We start from the raw sequence: 16,289 nt of genomic DNA, 5'->3' as shown, positions 1-16,289 counted from the left end.
CGAAAGCCGTTTACGCATGTCGATCCTAGTCAACAAAGAGACCCGTCTGATCTGCCAGGGTATGACCGGCAAGGCGGGGGAGTTCCACAGCCGCAACTGCATCGAGTACGGCACCAACCTGGTTGCCGGCGTGACGCCGGGCAAGGGCGGGCAGACCTCGCTCGACCGGCCCGTCTACGACACGGTCGCCGAGGCGGTTGAGAAGCACGGCGCCGACGCGTCGATGATCTTCGTGCCGCCGCCGTTTGCCGCCAAGGCTATCATCGAGGCCGTCGACGCCGGCATCAAGGTGATCTGTGCGATCACCGAGGGCGTCCCCGTGATGGACATGGTGAGCGTCTGGGAGTACATCAAGGACAAGCCGGTCCGCCTGGTCGGCCCCAACTGCCCCGGCGTCATCACGCCCGAGGAGTGCAAGATCGGCATCATGCCGGGCTACATCCACAAGAAGGGCCCGGTCGGCCTGATCAGCCGCAGCGGTACGCTGACCTACGAGGGCGTGTGGCAGCTCTCGAGCCTAGGCATCGGCCAGTCGACCTGCGTCGGCATTGGCGGCGACCCGGTGAACGGCACGTCGTTTGTCGACTGCCTGAAGCTGTTTGAAGCGGACGGCGACACCGAGGCCATCCTGATGATGGGCGAGATCGGCGGCACCGCCGAGGAAGAGGCCGCCGCCTACGTCAAGGAGCACATCACCAAGCCGGTGGCCGCGTTCATCGCCGGCCGCACGGCGCCCCCCGGCAAGCGGATGGGCCACGCGGGAGCCGTGATCTCCGGCGGCAAGGGCACCGCCGAGGACAAGATCGCCGCCCTCAAGGAGGCCGGCATCGAGGTCGCCGAGAGCCCTGCCGACATGGGCGAGGCCATGAAGCGAGCGATCGCCAACGCCAAGTAGCCCGCCGGGGAACGTCCGATGAGCGAGAACCCCTGCCCGAACTGTGGCGAGTCGCTGCCTCGCGACGCTATCAACGTGGCGGAAGGAGTCGCGCTTTGTGACGCGTGCGGGCGTCTGTCGCGTTTGTCGGATGTCGCCGCCCGCCGTCGCCCGGTGCAGGCGGTGCTGGACGACCCGCCCGCCGGCTGCCGGGTCGAACGTTGGGGCCACGAGATCCGCGTCCGCGCGTCGCTGCGATCGTTAAAAGGGGCCGTCGGCGCCGCGGCGATCACGCTGTTCTGGAACGGCATTGTCTCGGTGTTCGTGTTGCTGGCCGCCTCGGGGCTCTACCGGCACTTCATTGGGCCGCCACCCGCTTGGTTTCCTGGACCCGAAGAAGGCCTTAAGAGCTTTGGCGAGACGCTCTTCCTGTGCGTGTTCCTGATCCCGTTTGTCGCGATTGGTGCGACAATGATCGCCGTGCTGCTGCTCACAATCGCGGGGCGGGTCGAGGTAGCGATTGCTGGCGTCGGTTCGAGCGTCGCGACCGGGATCGGATGGCTGTCGTACCGCCGCCGGTTCGACGCCGATCAAACGACGAGCGTCGCGCTCGACAAGTCGAGCCTGAAGTCGGAAGACCAGTCCACGCCGGTTATCAAGATCAACGCCAACGGCGTGATCAAGTTCGGGATGCTGCTGCCGGAGGAGCGTCTGGATTGGATGCTGGTGGTACTCCAGCAGATGCTCACCGAGCCCGACGTCGACCGGGAATCCCTCGCCCGCGAGCTGATGAACTCTCGGACGCGGCGGGGTTAGCGTTCGCTGGCTATCTATCGCTCGCCAGAATCAACACGAGCGGCAGCACGCAGACCGTCAACTCGACTAACGGGTTTGTTGAGATGTGCACGCCGGTAGCGTCGAAGAGGGTCTTCTGGGTCGCGACCATGAGCAGGCCGGCGACAACGGCGGTGGCTTTCAGCATAGGGGTGAGGCTCCTTACTGAAAGTCTATGCGCCAGACTCCTGTTGCGGCGATGCGCGGAGGAGAAATTCCCCCCCGTTTCAGGGGGCTCACGTAGTGGGTGCGCCGCTTACGCGGGTTACCGGCCCGCCTGGGAGGGGTCGTACCGTTTGGGGTGGACGACCTCTTTTGCCAGGCCCAGGCGTTCCATTACCAGCACCACCCAGTACGTGGCGTCGATCTCCCACCAGCGGTGCCCGTGCGACACGCACCGCGGCGTGGCGTGGTGGTTGTTGTGCCAGCCCTCGCCGCTAGTCAGCAGGGCGACCCACCAGCTGTTCTTGCTCTGGTCCTTGGTCTCGTAGTTGCGGTAGCCCCACAAGTGGGTCACCGAGTTCACGGCCCAAGTGACGTGCCACACCGCGACCGTGCGGACGAACACGCCCCAGACCAGCCAGCTCATGCCGAGCTGGACCCCACCGGAGAACCCGCCCGTGTAGGCCCAGCCGACAGCTAGTCCGACGCCGTAAAACAGTGCGCCGTGGATCACGTAGACCCAGAACCACATCAGGTTCTTCTCGAGCTTCATGTAGAAGCGGTCTTTGAGCAGGTCGCGGGCGTAGCGGTCGTAAAAGTCGGCGCTGGCCAGGTAGGAGTTCTGATAGACCAGCCAGTTTAGGTGGCCCCACAGAAAGTCCACCAGCGGGCTGTGCGGGTCACGCTGTTCATCAGAAAACTGGTGGTGCATCCGGTGGATCGCCACCCACCGCGCTGGCCCGTCCTGCAGGTTGCAGACGCCCAGGATAGCGATGGTGTGCTCGAGCCACTTGGGCGTGATGAAGCCCCGGTGCGTTAGCATCCGGTGGTAGCCAAGGTTGATTCCAATAGCGCCGATCCAGTAGTAGCCCAGCACCGCGAGCGTCACTCCCGACCAGCTAAAAAACCGGGGCATGAATGCGAGTAGCGCCATCCCGTGCACAAACAGGAACGCGATAGCATAGGGCCAGAAAATCTTACCCGTTACGCCTGGCGGTCGGGCGAGTGGACGCAGCCCCGCGACCTCGCCGGCGCCCAGCAATTCGGCGTCGGGTTCATCGACTTCAGAGCGTTCGAGCGTCGTGTTGGCGGCCATCTTGGTTTCCGGGGGGCGACGCGAGTCGCGCGGTGCAGACCCGCTTGCGGCGAGCCGGGGTGCGATGCCCTACGGCTGGCAGGTCCCCAGTCTAGTTGGTCGTTGGTGGCTCAGCCACCCAGAGGTTGGCCGCGGCTAGCTAATACGAAAGCCCGCCACGCACAAACAGCGAGTCGTCCAGCGACGCCTCGAAGGCCGAATCCTCGTACTCGATCTCTCGGCTGAACACGTAACCCAGCTCCCACCGGCGAGAAACCCCGCCTACCAGCTTCCGTTCCGTGCCAATCAGGACCCGCAGGTCCCGATAAGCGAGCGTGTCGTCGAGGCCGCTGTCCCGCCGCACGGCCCAGCGGTTGCCGCCGAACTCGCCCTGCAGGTAGACCCACCGCTCGTCGCACCCGGGGCACGCGTTGTAGGTCCGCACCGCCAGGCGGGGACGCGGGAACACCAGGTCGAGTTTGAGGTCGCCGCAGTCGTACATCAGGCCCGCCGCCGGAACGACCGAGTACCCCGCGCGGTTCAGGTATACGACGCCGACGACGCCCTTCCAGTTGTTGTGGAAGTCGCGGACCCCCAGCGCCCGGCCGGTGACGCGGAACGCGTCGCTGTTGTCGAAGTTGTAGTCGTCGGCGTACACGCCCAGCGTGACGGCGCCGTCGAACAGCCAGTTGTCGCTCAGCTTGCGGAAGTGGTGGAAGTCGATCTGCGCGTCGTGCACGCGGGACGGGAGGTCGACGAAGTCGGGTCCCGAGAGGAAGTTGACGTGGTAGCCCGGCGTGATGATCAGCGGGGTCTCGCGGCTAAGCAGCGGCACGCCGAACACGACATCGGCCCCAAGGCCGGTCACGCCGACCGAGTCGTCCTCGAGTCGCGGCATCCACTCCGACCAGACGTTAAGCTTCTGGAAGAACCCGGCCCTGGTTCCCGGTGGCAGCATCGACTCGGACGCCTGTCCGCTGGTGGGGCCGAGGAGGTGGCCGTTGGTGGCGCTGGTCGCTTGGGTCGGCTGCACGTACGGGTCGTCGAGCACGACGGCGGGGAACCCGGGCGCCTGCATTTCAGCGGAGGGCGCCGTCACGGTTTGCGCACTGGCCGCCGCCCCGGCGAGCAGGGTCAGCAGGCCAACGGTAATTCGTGCGGACAGCATGAGGGTAGCCGCTGGGGTGGGGTTTAGAAGTCGACGCCGCCGCGGAGCATGATCGTAGTGTCCGGTGCAAACCGGTACGGGTCGTCCGACTGGTAGATGAGCTCCCGGTCGAACACGACGCCGATTTCAAAGTGGCCGCTCACCTGTCGTTGGTTCTCCCACTCAAAGCCGGTGGAAACGCGGACATCGTTGTAGTCGACGCGGTCGGGCCCGGTGAGTCGCTGGACTGTCCACGAGCCCCCGCCGTACTCGCCCGCGACAAACCACACCCAATCGACCGTGCCGTAGGGGGCCAGTCGCCGGCGGATTTTTGGGTTGGGGAACACCATGTACAGGTCCCAGACGTCGTTCGGGCGGAGGTGGAAACCGCCGGCCGGCAGGAGCTTCACCCGCAGCCGGTCGAGGTAGACCGCCCCCACGAGCAGCTCCAGCGTCGGGGAGACGCGGACCTTCGCCAGTCCGCGGCCCAGTACTCTGACCGAGTCGCTGTTTACTTCCTGAAAATCAGTCCAGACCCCGGTGCGGACCCCCAGCTCGGCGCCAAACATAGGGCTCGGCGGCGGGTACCACGCGAGGTCGAGGTAAGCGTCGTAAACTCGGGGGGGAAGGTCCGCCCCAGAAGAGGTCATCGTCGGGACCGTCACCGGTCCTTCAAACCAGTTGAAGGCAAATCCCGGAGTAATCAGCAAAGGCGACTTGATGTTGCCTGCTAGCGGCAGCGCCACGGTGCTGCTCATCTCGAAGCGGTGCAGCTCGAGGGCGTCGAAGCTGTGGTCGCCGTACAGGTAGGTGTGCTCGAAGCTAAGCTCCTGCAAGAACTTCTGGAACTCAAGCGTCCCGCCGTCGGCGGTCTCGAAGCCGTAGGTCCCCTGTTCCCAAGCAAACGGGCTGGCGCCAGCATCGCTAGGCGACGCAGCCGGGTAGGGCGGGACAGTACCGTAGGGCGTGGCGCCGTAGGGCGTGGCGCCGTACGGGGCGGCCGGAGCAGGGGGGTAGGCGGGCGCGCCGCCGTAGGGGGCGTAGGGCGAAACCGGCGGCGCAGCGGTGTACGGCGTGCTAGCAGGGGGGAGCCCCACGCCCGGCGTGGAGTAGGGATCAAACCCAGGGCCAGCGAGCGGCGCGCCGTACATCGGCGTCGCGGCGCCGACCGCCGGCGGGGCGAACGTCTGCGGAGCCGCCCCGTAGGCGCCGTTGTACTCCGGCACCTGCACCCGCTGCGCAGGGCACCACGCGGCGGCGGTCATCAGGACGGCCAGCGCGAGGCTCCGCAAGAGTCCGAAGGTGGTAGGCGTTGGCGACAGCTCGCTTCTCCTCACGCAGTCAAACAAGGGCTTACAGGCGTGCGGTAGGTATCAAGTTGCGGCACTGCCGGTCAAGTCGAAACGGCCAGCAAGCGGTAGTCCGAGCAGCAGCTAGCGGCCGAAGTGTCGCCCAAAAAGAGGTCTGGCCCGGTGGTTAGTAGGCCAGTACGATCCGCCCGCTATGAACTTTGATGCTACCACCCAACCCGAGCTCGAGGCCCGCAGCCCGGCCGCCCGGACGCTCTGCGTCGGCGCGCTCAGCCGTGCTGAAGAGGCCGTCATCGCCCGGGTTATCCCGGCCAGCCGCCTGTGGCAGCGGGCCGAGAGCCTGCTGCACGCTCAGCAGATCCTGGGAGAGCGTCCGATCGACCGCGTCCTGCTCGCGCAGTCGCGGCCGGGCGAACTCCCCCCGACAAGCCCGCAGCAACTTGCCGCCTGGGCGCCGGGGGCCGAGTTGATGTGCCTTGCCGGCGACTGGTGCGAGGGGGAGCTTCGGTCCGGCAGGCCCTGGCAGGACGTCCCCCGCGTCTACTGGCACCAGCTCCTCGGCGGCGGTTCGCCCGCCTCGACGGGATCAAAGCCGCTGGTCCTGGTGGCCACCCTCACCAACGACGCCGGCCAGATGTGGGTCGATGTGCTGAGGAGACTCGGCTACGGCGTCCTCGCTACGCGACGCGGACGCCCCGAACCAATCCACAGTGGAGAGCAGATCGCAGTGTGGGACGGCGATATGCTCGACGGACGCGAGGCCAACGCGTTGGCCGAGTTTTGCCGCCGACGTCGGCGACGCGGGGCCCGCGTGGTCGCGGTGTTCGACTACCCGCGGGGCGACGTCGTCCAGTCGGCGCTCGACCTAGGCGCTTGCGCCGTGGTCGGTCGACCGTGGTCGCTAGAAGCCCTGGAGCGCGCGTTGGCGGTCGCCGTTGCGCCGGCCGCGTCGGCATCGATTCCGGCGGCGGATCCCAGTCGGCAAGCCGCCTGATCGGCCACGGCCCAGCTGCAATGTCGGTTCCGACCGGCCCTCGCAGACGCTACGCCGAGACCATCATCCAGCAGGTTGCGATTGCGAGGACGGTCGCCAGCGCGGTTCCGGCCCAGAACAGCAGGTTCCGCATCCACCGCGCCGGACCCAGCAGCCAGGTCCAGTAGCCTTCAATAAGCGGCCCGGCCAAGAAGCAGGCGTTGGCGAAGATGGCCGCCGGGATCAGCATCGTCACCTCATCGGGATCGACGTTCCCCGCGACCAGGCCGGTCGCCACGATGGGCAGGCACGCCGCGGTGAGGACCAGGTTGTACCACAGCCGCCGCCACTCCCAAGCGACCACCACCTCGCCCACCTGCATCTGGCGGCGCTGCCGCGGCGACAGCACGCTGTCGCTCAGGCCGTCGGGCCGGAACTCGGCGTCGGTCGCGGGCGAGGCGAACGGGTTGAACGAATCGGGCATGGCGCTACCAGCGTGGAGTCAGAGCAGCCACGATTCTAGCACCTCCGATTCCCGCTAGGCCGCCTCTTCGAAATCGGTCAGCAGGATCTCGCGTTTCCAGTCGGGCTCGTGCACCGGCCACGCCCGGACACGGCGGACCTTGTCGGCGCGGCAGTACGAAACCACGGGCTGCCCGGAGTCGAACGCCGTTTTCCAGGCCTCGAGCTCGGCGTGGCAGGGCGGCGGCGGTCGCCAACGACAGCCGCGTCGCCAGGTCTGCGAGCCGTTGTCGACCACGGTGACCGCGATCGGCCCCGTGTAGAGCGCCAGCACCCGCCTTGCGATCAGCTCGTGGCTCGCGGTGGCAAACTCCGACTTCAGCCCAGCGATCGACCAGTCGAGGCGGCTCGCCTGGGGCAGGAACCAGCGGCGTGGCAGCAGCAGGCTGCTGGCGAACTGGTTGGCGATTTCCTCACGCGCCGAGTCGTGCGTGTCGGCCGGTTCGAGCGCCAGCCGCTGGTAGACGCGTCCGGCCAGCAGCTCACCCAGCTCGTGAGCGACACTCCACTGCCGCCGCTCGGGGCGGTCGTCGGCGCGCAGGCGGATCACATCGCCGCCTACCCGCAAGCCACTCAGCGCAACCCGCGACGCCCGGCCCTCGTGCCCCGCCACCGCGACGACGCGGCACCCGAGCCGCCGTGCGACGTCGATCGCGTCGACCGGCGGGGCGTCGACTCCGGCCTCCCACAAGACCTCGCGGGCGACCATTTCGACCGCCGCCAGCACTTCGTCCACTGAGATCTCGCCAGTCATTGGCAGCTGCCCTGCGGGGTTGCGTGTATGCATGTACACTATCCGCCGGGTTTGAGGATTGCAAGCCAAAAACCGGATAAGGTTGGCATTTGGACGCTTGCCAGATAGCCACCCGCGCCGCGACAATTGACGGATTAGACTTTCCCCTTTGCAGAGATACAGAGCTTGGCTTCTACCTTCACGAATGACCTGCAGCGCGCCGCCGGCCCCAAGGGCCGTTACGCGTTCATCAGCCTTGGCTGCCCCAAGAACACGGTCGACAGCGAGCGGATGCTCGGGCTGCTGCGGCTCGAGGGGTACGAGCTGGTCGACTCGCCGGAGGGCGCCGACTTCGCGGTGGTGAACACCTGCGGGTTTATCGAGCAGGCCCGGCTCGAGTCGTTCGGCGCAATCGACGAGATGCTCGACCTGAAGCGGCAGGGGCTGCTGCGGGGCGTGATCGTCAGCGGCTGCCTGGCCGAGCGCCAGAAGGAGCAGCTGCTCGAGCACCGCCCCGACATCGACCACCTGGTCGGCGTGTTCGGCCGCGACGAGGTCACCAAGGTGGCGGACCGGCTGATCGGCGGCATGGAGGAGCAGCGGCTGGTGTTCCGCCCCGCGCCGTCCAAGCCGCTCGAGGACGGCAACCGGCTGCGGATCACGCCGGGCCACTACGCCTACCTGAAGATCTCCGAGGGGTGCGACCGGCTCTGCACCTTCTGCGCGATCCCCAAGATGCGCGGCAAGCACGCCACCAAGCCGATCGAGGAGATCATCGCCGAGGCGACCGAGCTGGCCGCCAGCGGCGTCCGCGAGCTGGTCGTCGTGGCCCAGGACACCACCTACTACGGCATGGACCTGTACGGCGAGCCCCGCCTGGTGGAGCTGCTGGGCGAGCTGGAGAAGGTCGAGGGCCTCGACTGGGTGCGGCTGATGTACCTGTACCCGATGTACTTCTCCGACCAGCTGATCGACACGATCGCCCAGAGCAAGAAGATCGTACCCTACATCGACATGCCGCTGCAGCACATCAACGACCGGATGCTCAAGCGGATGCAGCGCCGCGTCAACCGCGCCCAGACCGAAGAGCTGGTCGGCAAGCTCCGCGAGCGGATCCCCGGCCTCGTGCTCCGCACCACCCTGATCACCGGCTTCCCCGGCGAGACCGACGAGCAGTTCGAGGAGCTGGTCGACTACGTCCGGGACGCCAAGTTCGAGCGGCTCGGCGTGTTCACCTACTCGAACGAGCCCGACACGCCCGCCGCCCGACTCCCGGACCACGTGCTCGAAGAGGTGATGCAGCAGCGCCAGGCGCGGCTGATGCAGGCGCAGCAGGAGGTCGCCTTCGCGTGGGGCGATCAGCAGGTCGGCACGCAGCAAGAGGTGCTGATCGACGCGCCGCTGCCGGGCGAGCAGGGCGTCTGGCTCGGCCGCACCAGCGCCGACGCGCCGGACGTCGACTGCGCGGTGTTTGTCACCGGCGAGGGCCTCAAGCCGGGCGACCTGGTCCCGTGCGAGATTGTCGCCCGCAGCGACTACGACCTCGTCGGCGTGGCGGTCGGCGACGCCCGTTAAACCCTTCTCGTTTGCACCCTCGGCGGCTTGATGGCCAAAGTCTGGAACGTCCCCAACACGCTCTCCGCGGCCCGCATCGTCATGGCGGTGCTGTGCTTCGCGGCGCTCGAGCTGCGGCTGCCGGCCGCGGCGCTGGTGCTCTACGTCGTGGCGACCGCCACCGACTGGCTCGACGGCTACTGGGCCCGGCGGTTTAACCAGGTCACGCAGCTGGGGCGGATCCTCGACCCGTTCGCGGACAAGCTGCTGGTGTGCGGGGCGTTCGTCTATCTGGCGGCCGAGCCGACCCTCGCCGTGGCCCCGTGGATGGCGGTCGTGGTGCTCAGCCGCGAGCTGCTGGTGACCGCGCTGCGGAGCTTTGTCGAGACCGCCGGCGGCGACTTCTCCGCCAAGTGGATCGGCAAGTGGAAGATGGCCCTGCAGTGCGCGGCGATCATCGCCGGGCTGTACCTGCTGATCGAAACCGCGCCGCGGCCCGAGTGGCTCGGCCTCGTGTTCCGCGTCTCGCTGTGGGGCGCCGTGTTGTTGACTTTGTATTCCGGGGTGGTCTATGTCCGCGCCGTTGCGTCGTTCGCGCTGAGCCAGCACGCTCAACGCCCCGACGCCTAACCGATCGGCCGCGGGAAGCGAACATGTCGGAGACAAACGAGGCGGTTGTCGAGCTCACGGTTGTCGCCCTCATCGGCGCGCCGATCTGGGCCTGGCTGCTGTGGCGGAAGCTACGCACCGGGTCGTTCCTGCCGTACACGCGACGCTGGCCGGCGCCGTGGGGGCCGATCGGCGCGTTCCTGGCGCTCGGGTTCTTGCTGCTGGCGTTCCTCGAGGCCGGCGTCAGCTCGGGCCCGGTCGACCAGCTCACGCAGCGCGAGCCGGTGACCTCCACCCAGTTCATGGAGATGACGGTCATCTCCTCGGTGCTCAACCTGCTGTTTGTCGCCGCCATCTGCATCTACTTTCACCGCGGGCGGGGAGCCAGCTGGGAAGACCTCGGGCTGCCAACCAGCGGCGGCGTGCTGCTGCAGGACCTTGGCGTCGGCGTGCTGACGGCCTTCGCATCGCTGCTGCCGATCTACCTCTTGCAGGCCGCGCTGGTGTTCGGCGTCGGCATCAAGTCCGAGCACCCAACCCTGCTGATGCTGCTGCAGGAGTCGAACCCGCTCGTGCTGGCGGTCGCCTGGTTCGGCGCGGGGCTGGTCGCGCCGGTGTTCGAAGAATTTGTCTTCCGCCTCCTCTTCCAGGGTTGGATGGAGCGCGTCGAGGACGAGGCGCTGGGCGTCGCCGGCAAGCTCGAGCTCGAAGGCGACGCCGAGGGCGACGGCGACTTGGAGATCGAAGAACGCCTGGAGCAGGTCCAGCCCGACGACGAGAACCCGTTCTCGTCGCCGCAGATCCACACGCTGCGGCGGCTGCGTCGTCGGCGGGGCGCCCCGCCCACCCCGCCACAGGAGACCGTCGCCGGCCTGCCGCACGGCTGGGGTCCGGTGATGATCAGCTCATTCGTGTTCGCTCTCGTGCACATCTCGCAGGGGGCGGCGATCGGGCCGCTGTTCCTCTTCGCCCTGATGCTGGGCTACCTCTACCAGCGGACCCACCGGATCACGCCGTCGATCTTCGCGCACATGACCTTCAACACGATCTCGCTGGCGGCCGCCTACGCGTCGGCCCACCTCGGTTAGGGGGCGGACGCCGTGGCCGACACGCTCGATCTCGTCGCGCACCCCCGCGGGCTGCTGCTGCCGGTCAAGGCCCGGGCCGGAGCGGGCCGCAACGCGGTGACCGGCGTCCGGGCCGGGGAGCTGCTGGTCTCGGTTACGCAGGCGCCGGAGAAGGGCAAGGCCAACGCGGCCATCGCCAAGGTGCTGGCGAAGCAGCTCGGGCTGCGGGCATCTGAAATCCAGATCGCGTCCGGCGAGACCAACCCCCACAAGAAGTTCCTGCTGGTCGGCGCGGACGAGGCCGCGGTGCGACAATCGGTCGCGGCGGTCACGGGCGGCTAGCGGCGGCGAACCCGCCGCCGGCTCCGTCGTCGGTCAAACGAGCGACGCGGATAAGCGTTGTCGGGCCCCTCGGCCAGGGCTATCATGCGTAGTGTCGGCCCTACGCCCCGCGATCTCACCTCGCCGACCCCTCTCTCGGAACTCCCGCTGTGACAGAAGTCGCCAAGAAAGTTGGCCAATACGTCGTGCTGATCGTGATCACGGTCTTTGCGTGCGGCGTGATGTGGTACGTCAGTTCCCGTGGCGCCGGCGTGCACGACGAGGGCGCGGGCGTCGCCCGGCCGGCGGTCGCGGCCCGTTCCAAGGCGTTGGTGAGCGTGGCGGCAATCCGGCCGGAGGTCACCGAGCTGACCGTCAAGCAGAGCGGCAAGATCCGCGCGTGGGAGGACTACTCCCTGGGCTTTGAAACCGCCGGCCGCGTGCTCGAGCTCGGCCTCAACGACCGCGGCGAGCCGCTCGACGAGGGCGATCAGGTCCAGGCCGGGCAGATGCTGGCCCGGCTCGACGACCGGATCTACGCCGCCCGCCGGGCCGAGGCGGTCGCCAACCTCGAGCAGGCCGCGTCCGACCTCCGCCGCGACCGCCGCTTGTTCGAGCAGGGCCGCGGGGCCCTCACCGAGGCCGAGTACCAGGACACCCTCACCCGCCAGGCGGTCGCCAAGGCGCAGCTCGAGGTCGCGACCAAGAACCTCGAAGACAGCGTGCTCGTCTCCCCGGTGAACGGCACCATCTCCCGGCGGATGATCGAGGCCGGCGAGTCGGTCGCCGCCCATTCGACCGTCTTCGAGGTGGTCGAGAACGACAACCTATTGCTAGTGGTCGACGTGCCGGAGTCGCGGGTCCGCGAGCTCGAGGCCCGCATGCGTGAGGTCCGCCAGGCCAGCAGCGACAACCGCACCACCGACCCCGAAGAGAAGGTGTTCCGCGCCCGGGTGCACCTCGAGGGCCGCGACGCCTTCGGCAACCGCCCGCCGGCGATCGACGCCGAGGTGCACCAAATCGCGCAGGTGGCCGACGACCGCACCAAGCTGTTCGAGGTCGAGGTCCGCATCGACAACAGCGAGCGGCTGCTGCGGCCCGGCATGGTCGCTACCGCCGAGTTGGTGACCAAGCGGATCCTGGCCTACCGGGTGCCCGACGTCGCGGTGATGTTCCGCGGCGGCGCCGCGTTCCTGTTCACCGTCCGCGAGGAGCCGACCCCGGTCGAGGCCCTCTTCTGGCAGGTCGGCCAGGCCGACCTGCGGGTCGCCAACCGGGTCGACCTCGATCAGTGGGTCGACCAGGGCGAGGCGATTATCGTGCCGGCCGAGAACCTCGAGCTCCGTCCGGTCGTGACGCGTGGGCAGCAGCGGCTGACCGACGGGCAGTTTGTGCGGGTGGTCAACCCCGACGCGCTGCACGGCGCCTCAGACGCCGACGCCACCGCCAGCCTGCCGGCCCGTGGCCCGGCCGTCGCGTCCCCCGAAGTCAAGTAGCGGCCCCCAGGTCAAGCAGCGGCGGACGCCGCGCCCCAACGCATGAACGTCACCGACCTCGCCATCGAACGTCCCCGCACGGTGTCGGTGCTGACGCTGCTGGTCATCCTGCTGGCCTTCTACGCGGCGTTCTTCTCACCGGTGCAGCGCTCGCCGGCGATCACCAAGGCGGTCGTGATCGTCGCGATCCCGTACCCGGACTCCGACCCGTCTAAGGCCGAGAACAACATCGCCCGCAAGGTCGAGGACGAGCTCAAGGAGCTGCAGAGCGTCGACTTTATCGCGTCGACCAGCATGCGGGGCTCGGCGGTCACGCAGGTTATCTTCCTGGACGGCGTCGACCCGGACGAGGCCCGCGCCGAGGTGCAGGACCTGGTGAACCGCATCACCAACGAGCTGCCGACCGGCCGCGAGGTGCAGCCGATCGTCACCGACATCGACTTCGAGAACATGCCGCTGATGCTGCTGAACATCACGGCGCCCCCGGGCCTGGACGACCGCACCCTCAAGACCATCGCCGAGGACGTGCAGGACGAGCTCGAGGCCGTCGACGGCGTTGCGAACACGCAGCTGTTCGGCGGCAAGGAACGCGAGATCCACGTCAACGTGAACCCGGACCTGATGAGCCAGTACGGCATCACGCTGGCCCAGGTGCGGCAGGCGCTGGCCAACTTCCACGCCGAGGTGCCCGCCGGCGAGTTCACCACCGGCGAGTTCGACCGCGGCCTCCGCAACGAGACCGAGCTCCGTGGCGTGTCCGACATCCGCGACGCGGTGGTCAGCAGCCAGGGCGGACGCGTGATCCGGGTCTCGGACATCGCCGAGGTGCTCGACGCGCACCGCAAGGTGATGAACCTGGCCGAGTTCGACAACCGCGCCGGCGCGCTGATCATGGTCAACAAGGAGGCCGACATCAACACGCTCGGCGCCGCCCGTGGCGTCCGCGAGGTCGTCGCCGGGCTGCGGGACGAGTACCCCGACTTCGAGTTCTCCATCACCCGCGACGCCTCGTCCGAGATCTGGGTCATGTTCCGCGTGCTGGGCTCCAGCGCGGTGTTCGGCGCGATGCTCGTGCTGGTGATCCTGGCGTGGACGATGGGCCTGCGGATCTCGCTGTTGGTGCTGATCGCGATCCCCTTCAGCATGGCCGTGGCGCTGCAGTTCCTGTTCTTCTCGGGCATCCCCGTGTCCAACATGGTGGTGTTCTCGTTCATCCTGGTGCTCGGCATGGTGGTCGACGGCGCGATCATCGTCGCCGAGAACATCTACCGGCACATCGAACGCGGCGAGGAGCCGCTCGACGCCGCCAAGAACGGCATCCACGAGGTCGGCGTCCCGGTTATCGCCGCCGACCTGACCACCATCGCCGCCTTCCTGCCGATGCTGCTGGTGCCCGGCATCATGGGCGACTTCATGAGCGTCATGCCGAAGGTCGTCAGCGTGGCGCTGCTCGGTTCGGTGCTGGTCGACCACTTCGTCATCCCGACCGTCGCGGCCCGCTGGTACAAGAAACGCGTCCCCGTGAACGACGAGTCGCAGTCGTTCCACACGCTCACCGCCGCCGGCGGCGACGGCCCCCAGCACGGAGTCCCACAGCACAGGGCCCGCATCCGGCCCGACATCGGCTTCTTCACGCGGCTCTACGCCCGGGTGCTCCGCTTCTCGCTAGCCCACCGCGGGTTCGTGATGATCTGGTGCCTGATGGCGATGTGGGGCGCCAAGATCCTGATCGGGCAGCTCGGCTTCAACTTCTTCCCGACCAGCGACCGCGGCCAGTTCATCGTCAAGTACGAGCTGCCGCTCGGCTACAGCATCGACGAGACCCTCGACGCCTCGCGGGTGATCACCGAGCCGCTCCAGCGGTGGGACAAGAGCGGCATCCTCTCGCACTACGTCACGTCCGCCGGCTCTTCCGGCGGGCTGGCGGTCCGCGTCGACGACGACCCCGCCACCGGCCCGGAGTTCGGCCAGGTGCAGGTCGAGCTGGTGCCGCCCATGGACCGCGACATCCACGAGCAGGAGGTCATCCGCTACCTGCGTGACAACATCCGCCCGATCCCCGGCATGACCTTCAGCGTCGAGGAGATCCAGGACGGCCCGCCCGGCGGCGCGGACGTGTCGGTGCGGCTGACGGGCGACGACCTGACCCAACTCGGCAAGATCGCGAATGAGATCGCCGATCGGATGGGCCAGGTCCGCGGCGCGGTCGACGTCAAAACCGACTTCCGCGACGAGAGCCCCGAGCTGATCATCGAGCCGATGCCGAACATGGTCGGCCTGTTCGACCTCGACGAGGCCCGCATCGCCCAGGCGGTGCAGACCGCCATCGCCGGCGACAACCGGATCCAGATCACACTAGACGACGAGGATGTCGACATCCGCATCCAGCTGGCGCCCGAGTACCGCCGCCGGCCCGAAGAGCTGGAGCGGCTCACCCTGACCGGCGCCGGCGGCGAGCGGGCGACCATCGGCCAGCTCGCCGACCTGCGGCGCGACTCCGGCCTGTACAGCATCAACCGCTACGAGCGCGAGCGGGCGGTGGTGGCGAAGTGCAATGTCGTCGCGCCGACCACCGCGGCCGACGTGTTCCGGCGGATCAACAACGAGATCCTGCCCGAGCTCGGCTTCCGCCCGGTCCAGGACTCTGAACGCAGCCTCGAGGGCTTCGCCAAGAACCACATCGGCCGCCCCACCACGCCCGCCGAGGGCGTGCACGCCGAGTTCACCGGCGAGAACGACGAACGCGACGAGAACTTCGGCTACCTGCTGTGGAGCATGGTGATCGGCGTGGTGCTGATCGCCGCCATCCTGGCGATGCAGTTCAACAGCTTCCGCCAGAGCGCGATCGTGATGATCACGGTGCCGCTGTCGTTCATCGGCGTGGTGATCGGCATGTGGGCGTCGGGCTTCCCGTTCAGTTTGGCGTCGTTCATCGGGCTGGTGAGCCTGACCGGCATCGTCGTGAACGACGCCATCGTGCTGGTCGACTTCGCCAACCAGGCCCGCAAGCGCGGCCTGCCGGTCCGCGAGGCCCTGATCGAGGCCGGCGTCAACCGCCTGCGGCCGGTGCTGTTGACCACGGTCACCACGATCGGCGGCCTCTTGCCGCTCTTGCTAAATATCTCCGGCGGCGCCGAGTTCTGGCAGCCGCTCACCGGCGCCGTGGTGTTCGGCCTGTCGTTCGCTACGGTGCTGACGCTGGTGGTAATCCCGTGCTGCTACCTGATCGCGTACAACATCCCGCTGTGGATCTGGCGGGCGCTAGCGGCGCTCTTCATCGCACTGATCGCGTTGGCCGCTACGTCGTCGATCAGCCCCGCGGTCGGCATCACCGCGGCCGCCTGCGTGCTGCTCCCCGGCGCGGCGTTCGCCGGCATCGAGTTCATGCGGGCCCGCAACGAGGGCGAGGCGTTGTTGTGGGATCGGAACCCGGCGTAGGGAAGGGCAGCGGCAGGAGCCGCTCTCGACAAGGCGATAGAGAGAGCTTTTTGGTTTTCTGGATATGCCAGATTGCACCCAAGATGCTTCCTTTCGGGTGCCACTGGCTCTGCCCAGTAGCGTCCGGTAAATCCTTCACACGATTTTAACTTGCGCTATTGCGGCTGTGTGTGG

Annotated in this window: 15 protein-coding genes; 9 read left to right on the top strand and 6 right to left on the bottom strand. The window is 67.8% G+C overall.

What is annotated here, in order from left to right; all coding sequences use genetic code 11:
• The first annotated feature begins 16 nt into the window (after positions 1-16).
• Positions 17-895, top strand: a complete 879-nt coding sequence (sucD, locus tag Pla123a_RS20555; RefSeq protein WP_146590505.1) for a succinate--CoA ligase subunit alpha — start codon at positions 17-19, stop codon at positions 893-895.
• An 18-nt stretch (positions 896-913) separates the two neighbouring features.
• Positions 914-1,690, top strand: coding sequence for a hypothetical protein (locus Pla123a_RS20550; protein WP_146590503.1), 777 nt, complete (start codon positions 914-916; stop codon positions 1,688-1,690).
• Between the two features lie 10 nt (positions 1,691-1,700).
• On the opposite strand, the gene Pla123a_RS24790 is transcribed toward Pla123a_RS20550, so the two are convergent.
• The 4 genes from Pla123a_RS24790 to Pla123a_RS20535 all read right to left on the bottom strand — a co-directional run bounded on the left by Pla123a_RS24790 (position 1,701) and on the right by Pla123a_RS20535 (position 5,384).
• On the bottom strand, positions 1,701-1,856 hold the full coding sequence (locus Pla123a_RS24790) for a hypothetical protein (protein ID WP_197528156.1): 156 nt from the start codon (positions 1,854-1,856) through the stop codon (positions 1,701-1,703).
• A 117-nt stretch (positions 1,857-1,973) separates the two neighbouring features.
• Positions 1,974-2,966: an acyl-CoA desaturase gene (locus Pla123a_RS20545; protein WP_146590501.1), complete on the bottom strand. Its 993-nt coding sequence runs from the start codon at positions 2,964-2,966 to the stop codon at positions 1,974-1,976.
• A gap of 139 nt (positions 2,967-3,105) precedes the next feature.
• On the bottom strand, positions 3,106-4,113 hold the full coding sequence (locus Pla123a_RS20540; protein WP_146590500.1) for a DUF6268 family outer membrane beta-barrel protein: 1,008 nt from the start codon (positions 4,111-4,113) through the stop codon (positions 3,106-3,108).
• Between the two features lie 23 nt (positions 4,114-4,136).
• Positions 4,137-5,384 carry a hypothetical protein gene (locus Pla123a_RS20535; protein WP_146590498.1) on the bottom strand — a complete coding sequence of 416 codons (1,248 nt, stop codon included), beginning with the start codon at positions 5,382-5,384 and terminating at the stop codon, positions 4,137-4,139.
• A 211-nt stretch (positions 5,385-5,595) separates the two neighbouring features.
• Between Pla123a_RS20535 and Pla123a_RS20530 the strand changes: the two genes are divergently transcribed.
• Positions 5,596-6,396 carry a hypothetical protein gene (locus tag Pla123a_RS20530; protein WP_146590496.1) on the top strand — a complete coding sequence of 267 codons (801 nt, stop codon included), beginning with the start codon at positions 5,596-5,598 and terminating at the stop codon, positions 6,394-6,396.
• A 49-nt stretch (positions 6,397-6,445) separates the two neighbouring features.
• Here the strand turns inward: Pla123a_RS20530 and Pla123a_RS20525 are convergent, their stop codons facing one another.
• Together Pla123a_RS20525 and Pla123a_RS20520 are read right to left on the bottom strand one after the other, a co-directional pair.
• Positions 6,446-6,859 (bottom strand): hypothetical protein, encoded by a 414-nt coding sequence (locus Pla123a_RS20525; RefSeq protein WP_146590494.1) that lies wholly within the window; start codon positions 6,857-6,859, stop codon positions 6,446-6,448.
• Between the two features lie 54 nt (positions 6,860-6,913).
• Positions 6,914-7,684 (bottom strand): ImmA/IrrE family metallo-endopeptidase, encoded by a 771-nt coding sequence (locus Pla123a_RS20520; protein WP_146590492.1) that lies wholly within the window; start codon positions 7,682-7,684, stop codon positions 6,914-6,916.
• 132 nt (positions 7,685-7,816) lie between these two features.
• Between Pla123a_RS20520 and rimO the strand changes: the two genes are divergently transcribed.
• From rimO to Pla123a_RS20490, 6 genes are all read left to right on the top strand, one after another.
• A complete protein-coding gene (gene rimO / locus Pla123a_RS20515; RefSeq protein WP_197528155.1) occupies positions 7,817-9,205 on the top strand; it encodes a 30S ribosomal protein S12 methylthiotransferase RimO in 1,389 nt (462 codons plus the stop codon).
• Between the two features lie 30 nt (positions 9,206-9,235).
• Entirely contained in the window at positions 9,236-9,814 is a 579-nt protein-coding gene (gene pgsA / locus Pla123a_RS20510; RefSeq protein ID WP_146590487.1) for a CDP-diacylglycerol--glycerol-3-phosphate 3-phosphatidyltransferase, read from the top strand.
• Positions 9,815-9,837: 23 nt separating this feature from the next.
• A complete protein-coding gene (locus tag Pla123a_RS20505) occupies positions 9,838-10,881 on the top strand; it encodes a CPBP family intramembrane glutamic endopeptidase (RefSeq protein WP_146590485.1) in 1,044 nt (347 codons plus the stop codon).
• Positions 10,882-10,893: 12 nt separating this feature from the next.
• A complete protein-coding gene (locus Pla123a_RS20500) occupies positions 10,894-11,202 on the top strand; it encodes a DUF167 domain-containing protein (RefSeq protein ID WP_197528154.1) in 309 nt (102 codons plus the stop codon).
• A 149-nt stretch (positions 11,203-11,351) separates the two neighbouring features.
• Entirely contained in the window at positions 11,352-12,677 is a 1,326-nt protein-coding gene (locus tag Pla123a_RS20495) for an efflux RND transporter periplasmic adaptor subunit (protein WP_146590483.1), read from the top strand.
• Positions 12,678-12,719: 42 nt separating this feature from the next.
• The gene (locus Pla123a_RS20490) at positions 12,720-16,115 is read left to right on the top strand and encodes an efflux RND transporter permease subunit (RefSeq protein WP_146590481.1); all 3,396 of its coding nucleotides are present in this window, start codon (positions 12,720-12,722) and stop codon (positions 16,113-16,115) included.
• The last annotated feature ends 174 nt before the right edge of the window (positions 16,116-16,289 follow it).

This window comes from Posidoniimonas polymericola, assembly GCF_007859935.1.
Classification (GTDB): Bacteria; Planctomycetota; Planctomycetia; order Pirellulales; family Lacipirellulaceae; genus Posidoniimonas; species Posidoniimonas polymericola.
This window is presented reverse-complemented; position numbering and strand designations above follow the sequence as displayed.

What these genes read in the sequence shown, in the direction of transcription:
- Pla123a_RS20505 (WP_146590485.1), top strand. Translation starts at nt 9,838, where the DNA reads ATGTCGGAGACAAACGAGGCGGTTGTCGAGCTCACGGTTGTCGCCCTC.
- Pla123a_RS20525 (WP_146590494.1), bottom strand. Translation starts at nt 6,859, where the DNA reads ATGCCCGATTCGTTCAACCCGTTCGCCTCGCCCGCGACCGACGCCGAG.
- Pla123a_RS20530 (WP_146590496.1), top strand. Translation starts at nt 5,596, where the DNA reads ATGAACTTTGATGCTACCACCCAACCCGAGCTCGAGGCCCGCAGCCCG.
- sucD (WP_146590505.1), top strand. Translation starts at nt 17, where the DNA reads ATGTCGATCCTAGTCAACAAAGAGACCCGTCTGATCTGCCAGGGTATG.
- Pla123a_RS20550 (WP_146590503.1), top strand. Translation starts at nt 914, where the DNA reads ATGAGCGAGAACCCCTGCCCGAACTGTGGCGAGTCGCTGCCTCGCGAC.
- Pla123a_RS20490 (WP_146590481.1), top strand. Translation starts at nt 12,720, where the DNA reads ATGAACGTCACCGACCTCGCCATCGAACGTCCCCGCACGGTGTCGGTG.
- Pla123a_RS20520 (WP_146590492.1), bottom strand. Translation starts at nt 7,684, where the DNA reads ATGCATACACGCAACCCCGCAGGGCAGCTGCCAATGACTGGCGAGATC.
- pgsA (WP_146590487.1), top strand. Translation starts at nt 9,236, where the DNA reads ATGGCCAAAGTCTGGAACGTCCCCAACACGCTCTCCGCGGCCCGCATC.
- Pla123a_RS20540 (WP_146590500.1), bottom strand. Translation starts at nt 4,113, where the DNA reads ATGCTGTCCGCACGAATTACCGTTGGCCTGCTGACCCTGCTCGCCGGG.
- Pla123a_RS20545 (WP_146590501.1), bottom strand. Translation starts at nt 2,966, where the DNA reads ATGGCCGCCAACACGACGCTCGAACGCTCTGAAGTCGATGAACCCGAC.
- Pla123a_RS24790 (WP_197528156.1), bottom strand. Translation starts at nt 1,856, where the DNA reads ATGCTGAAAGCCACCGCCGTTGTCGCCGGCCTGCTCATGGTCGCGACC.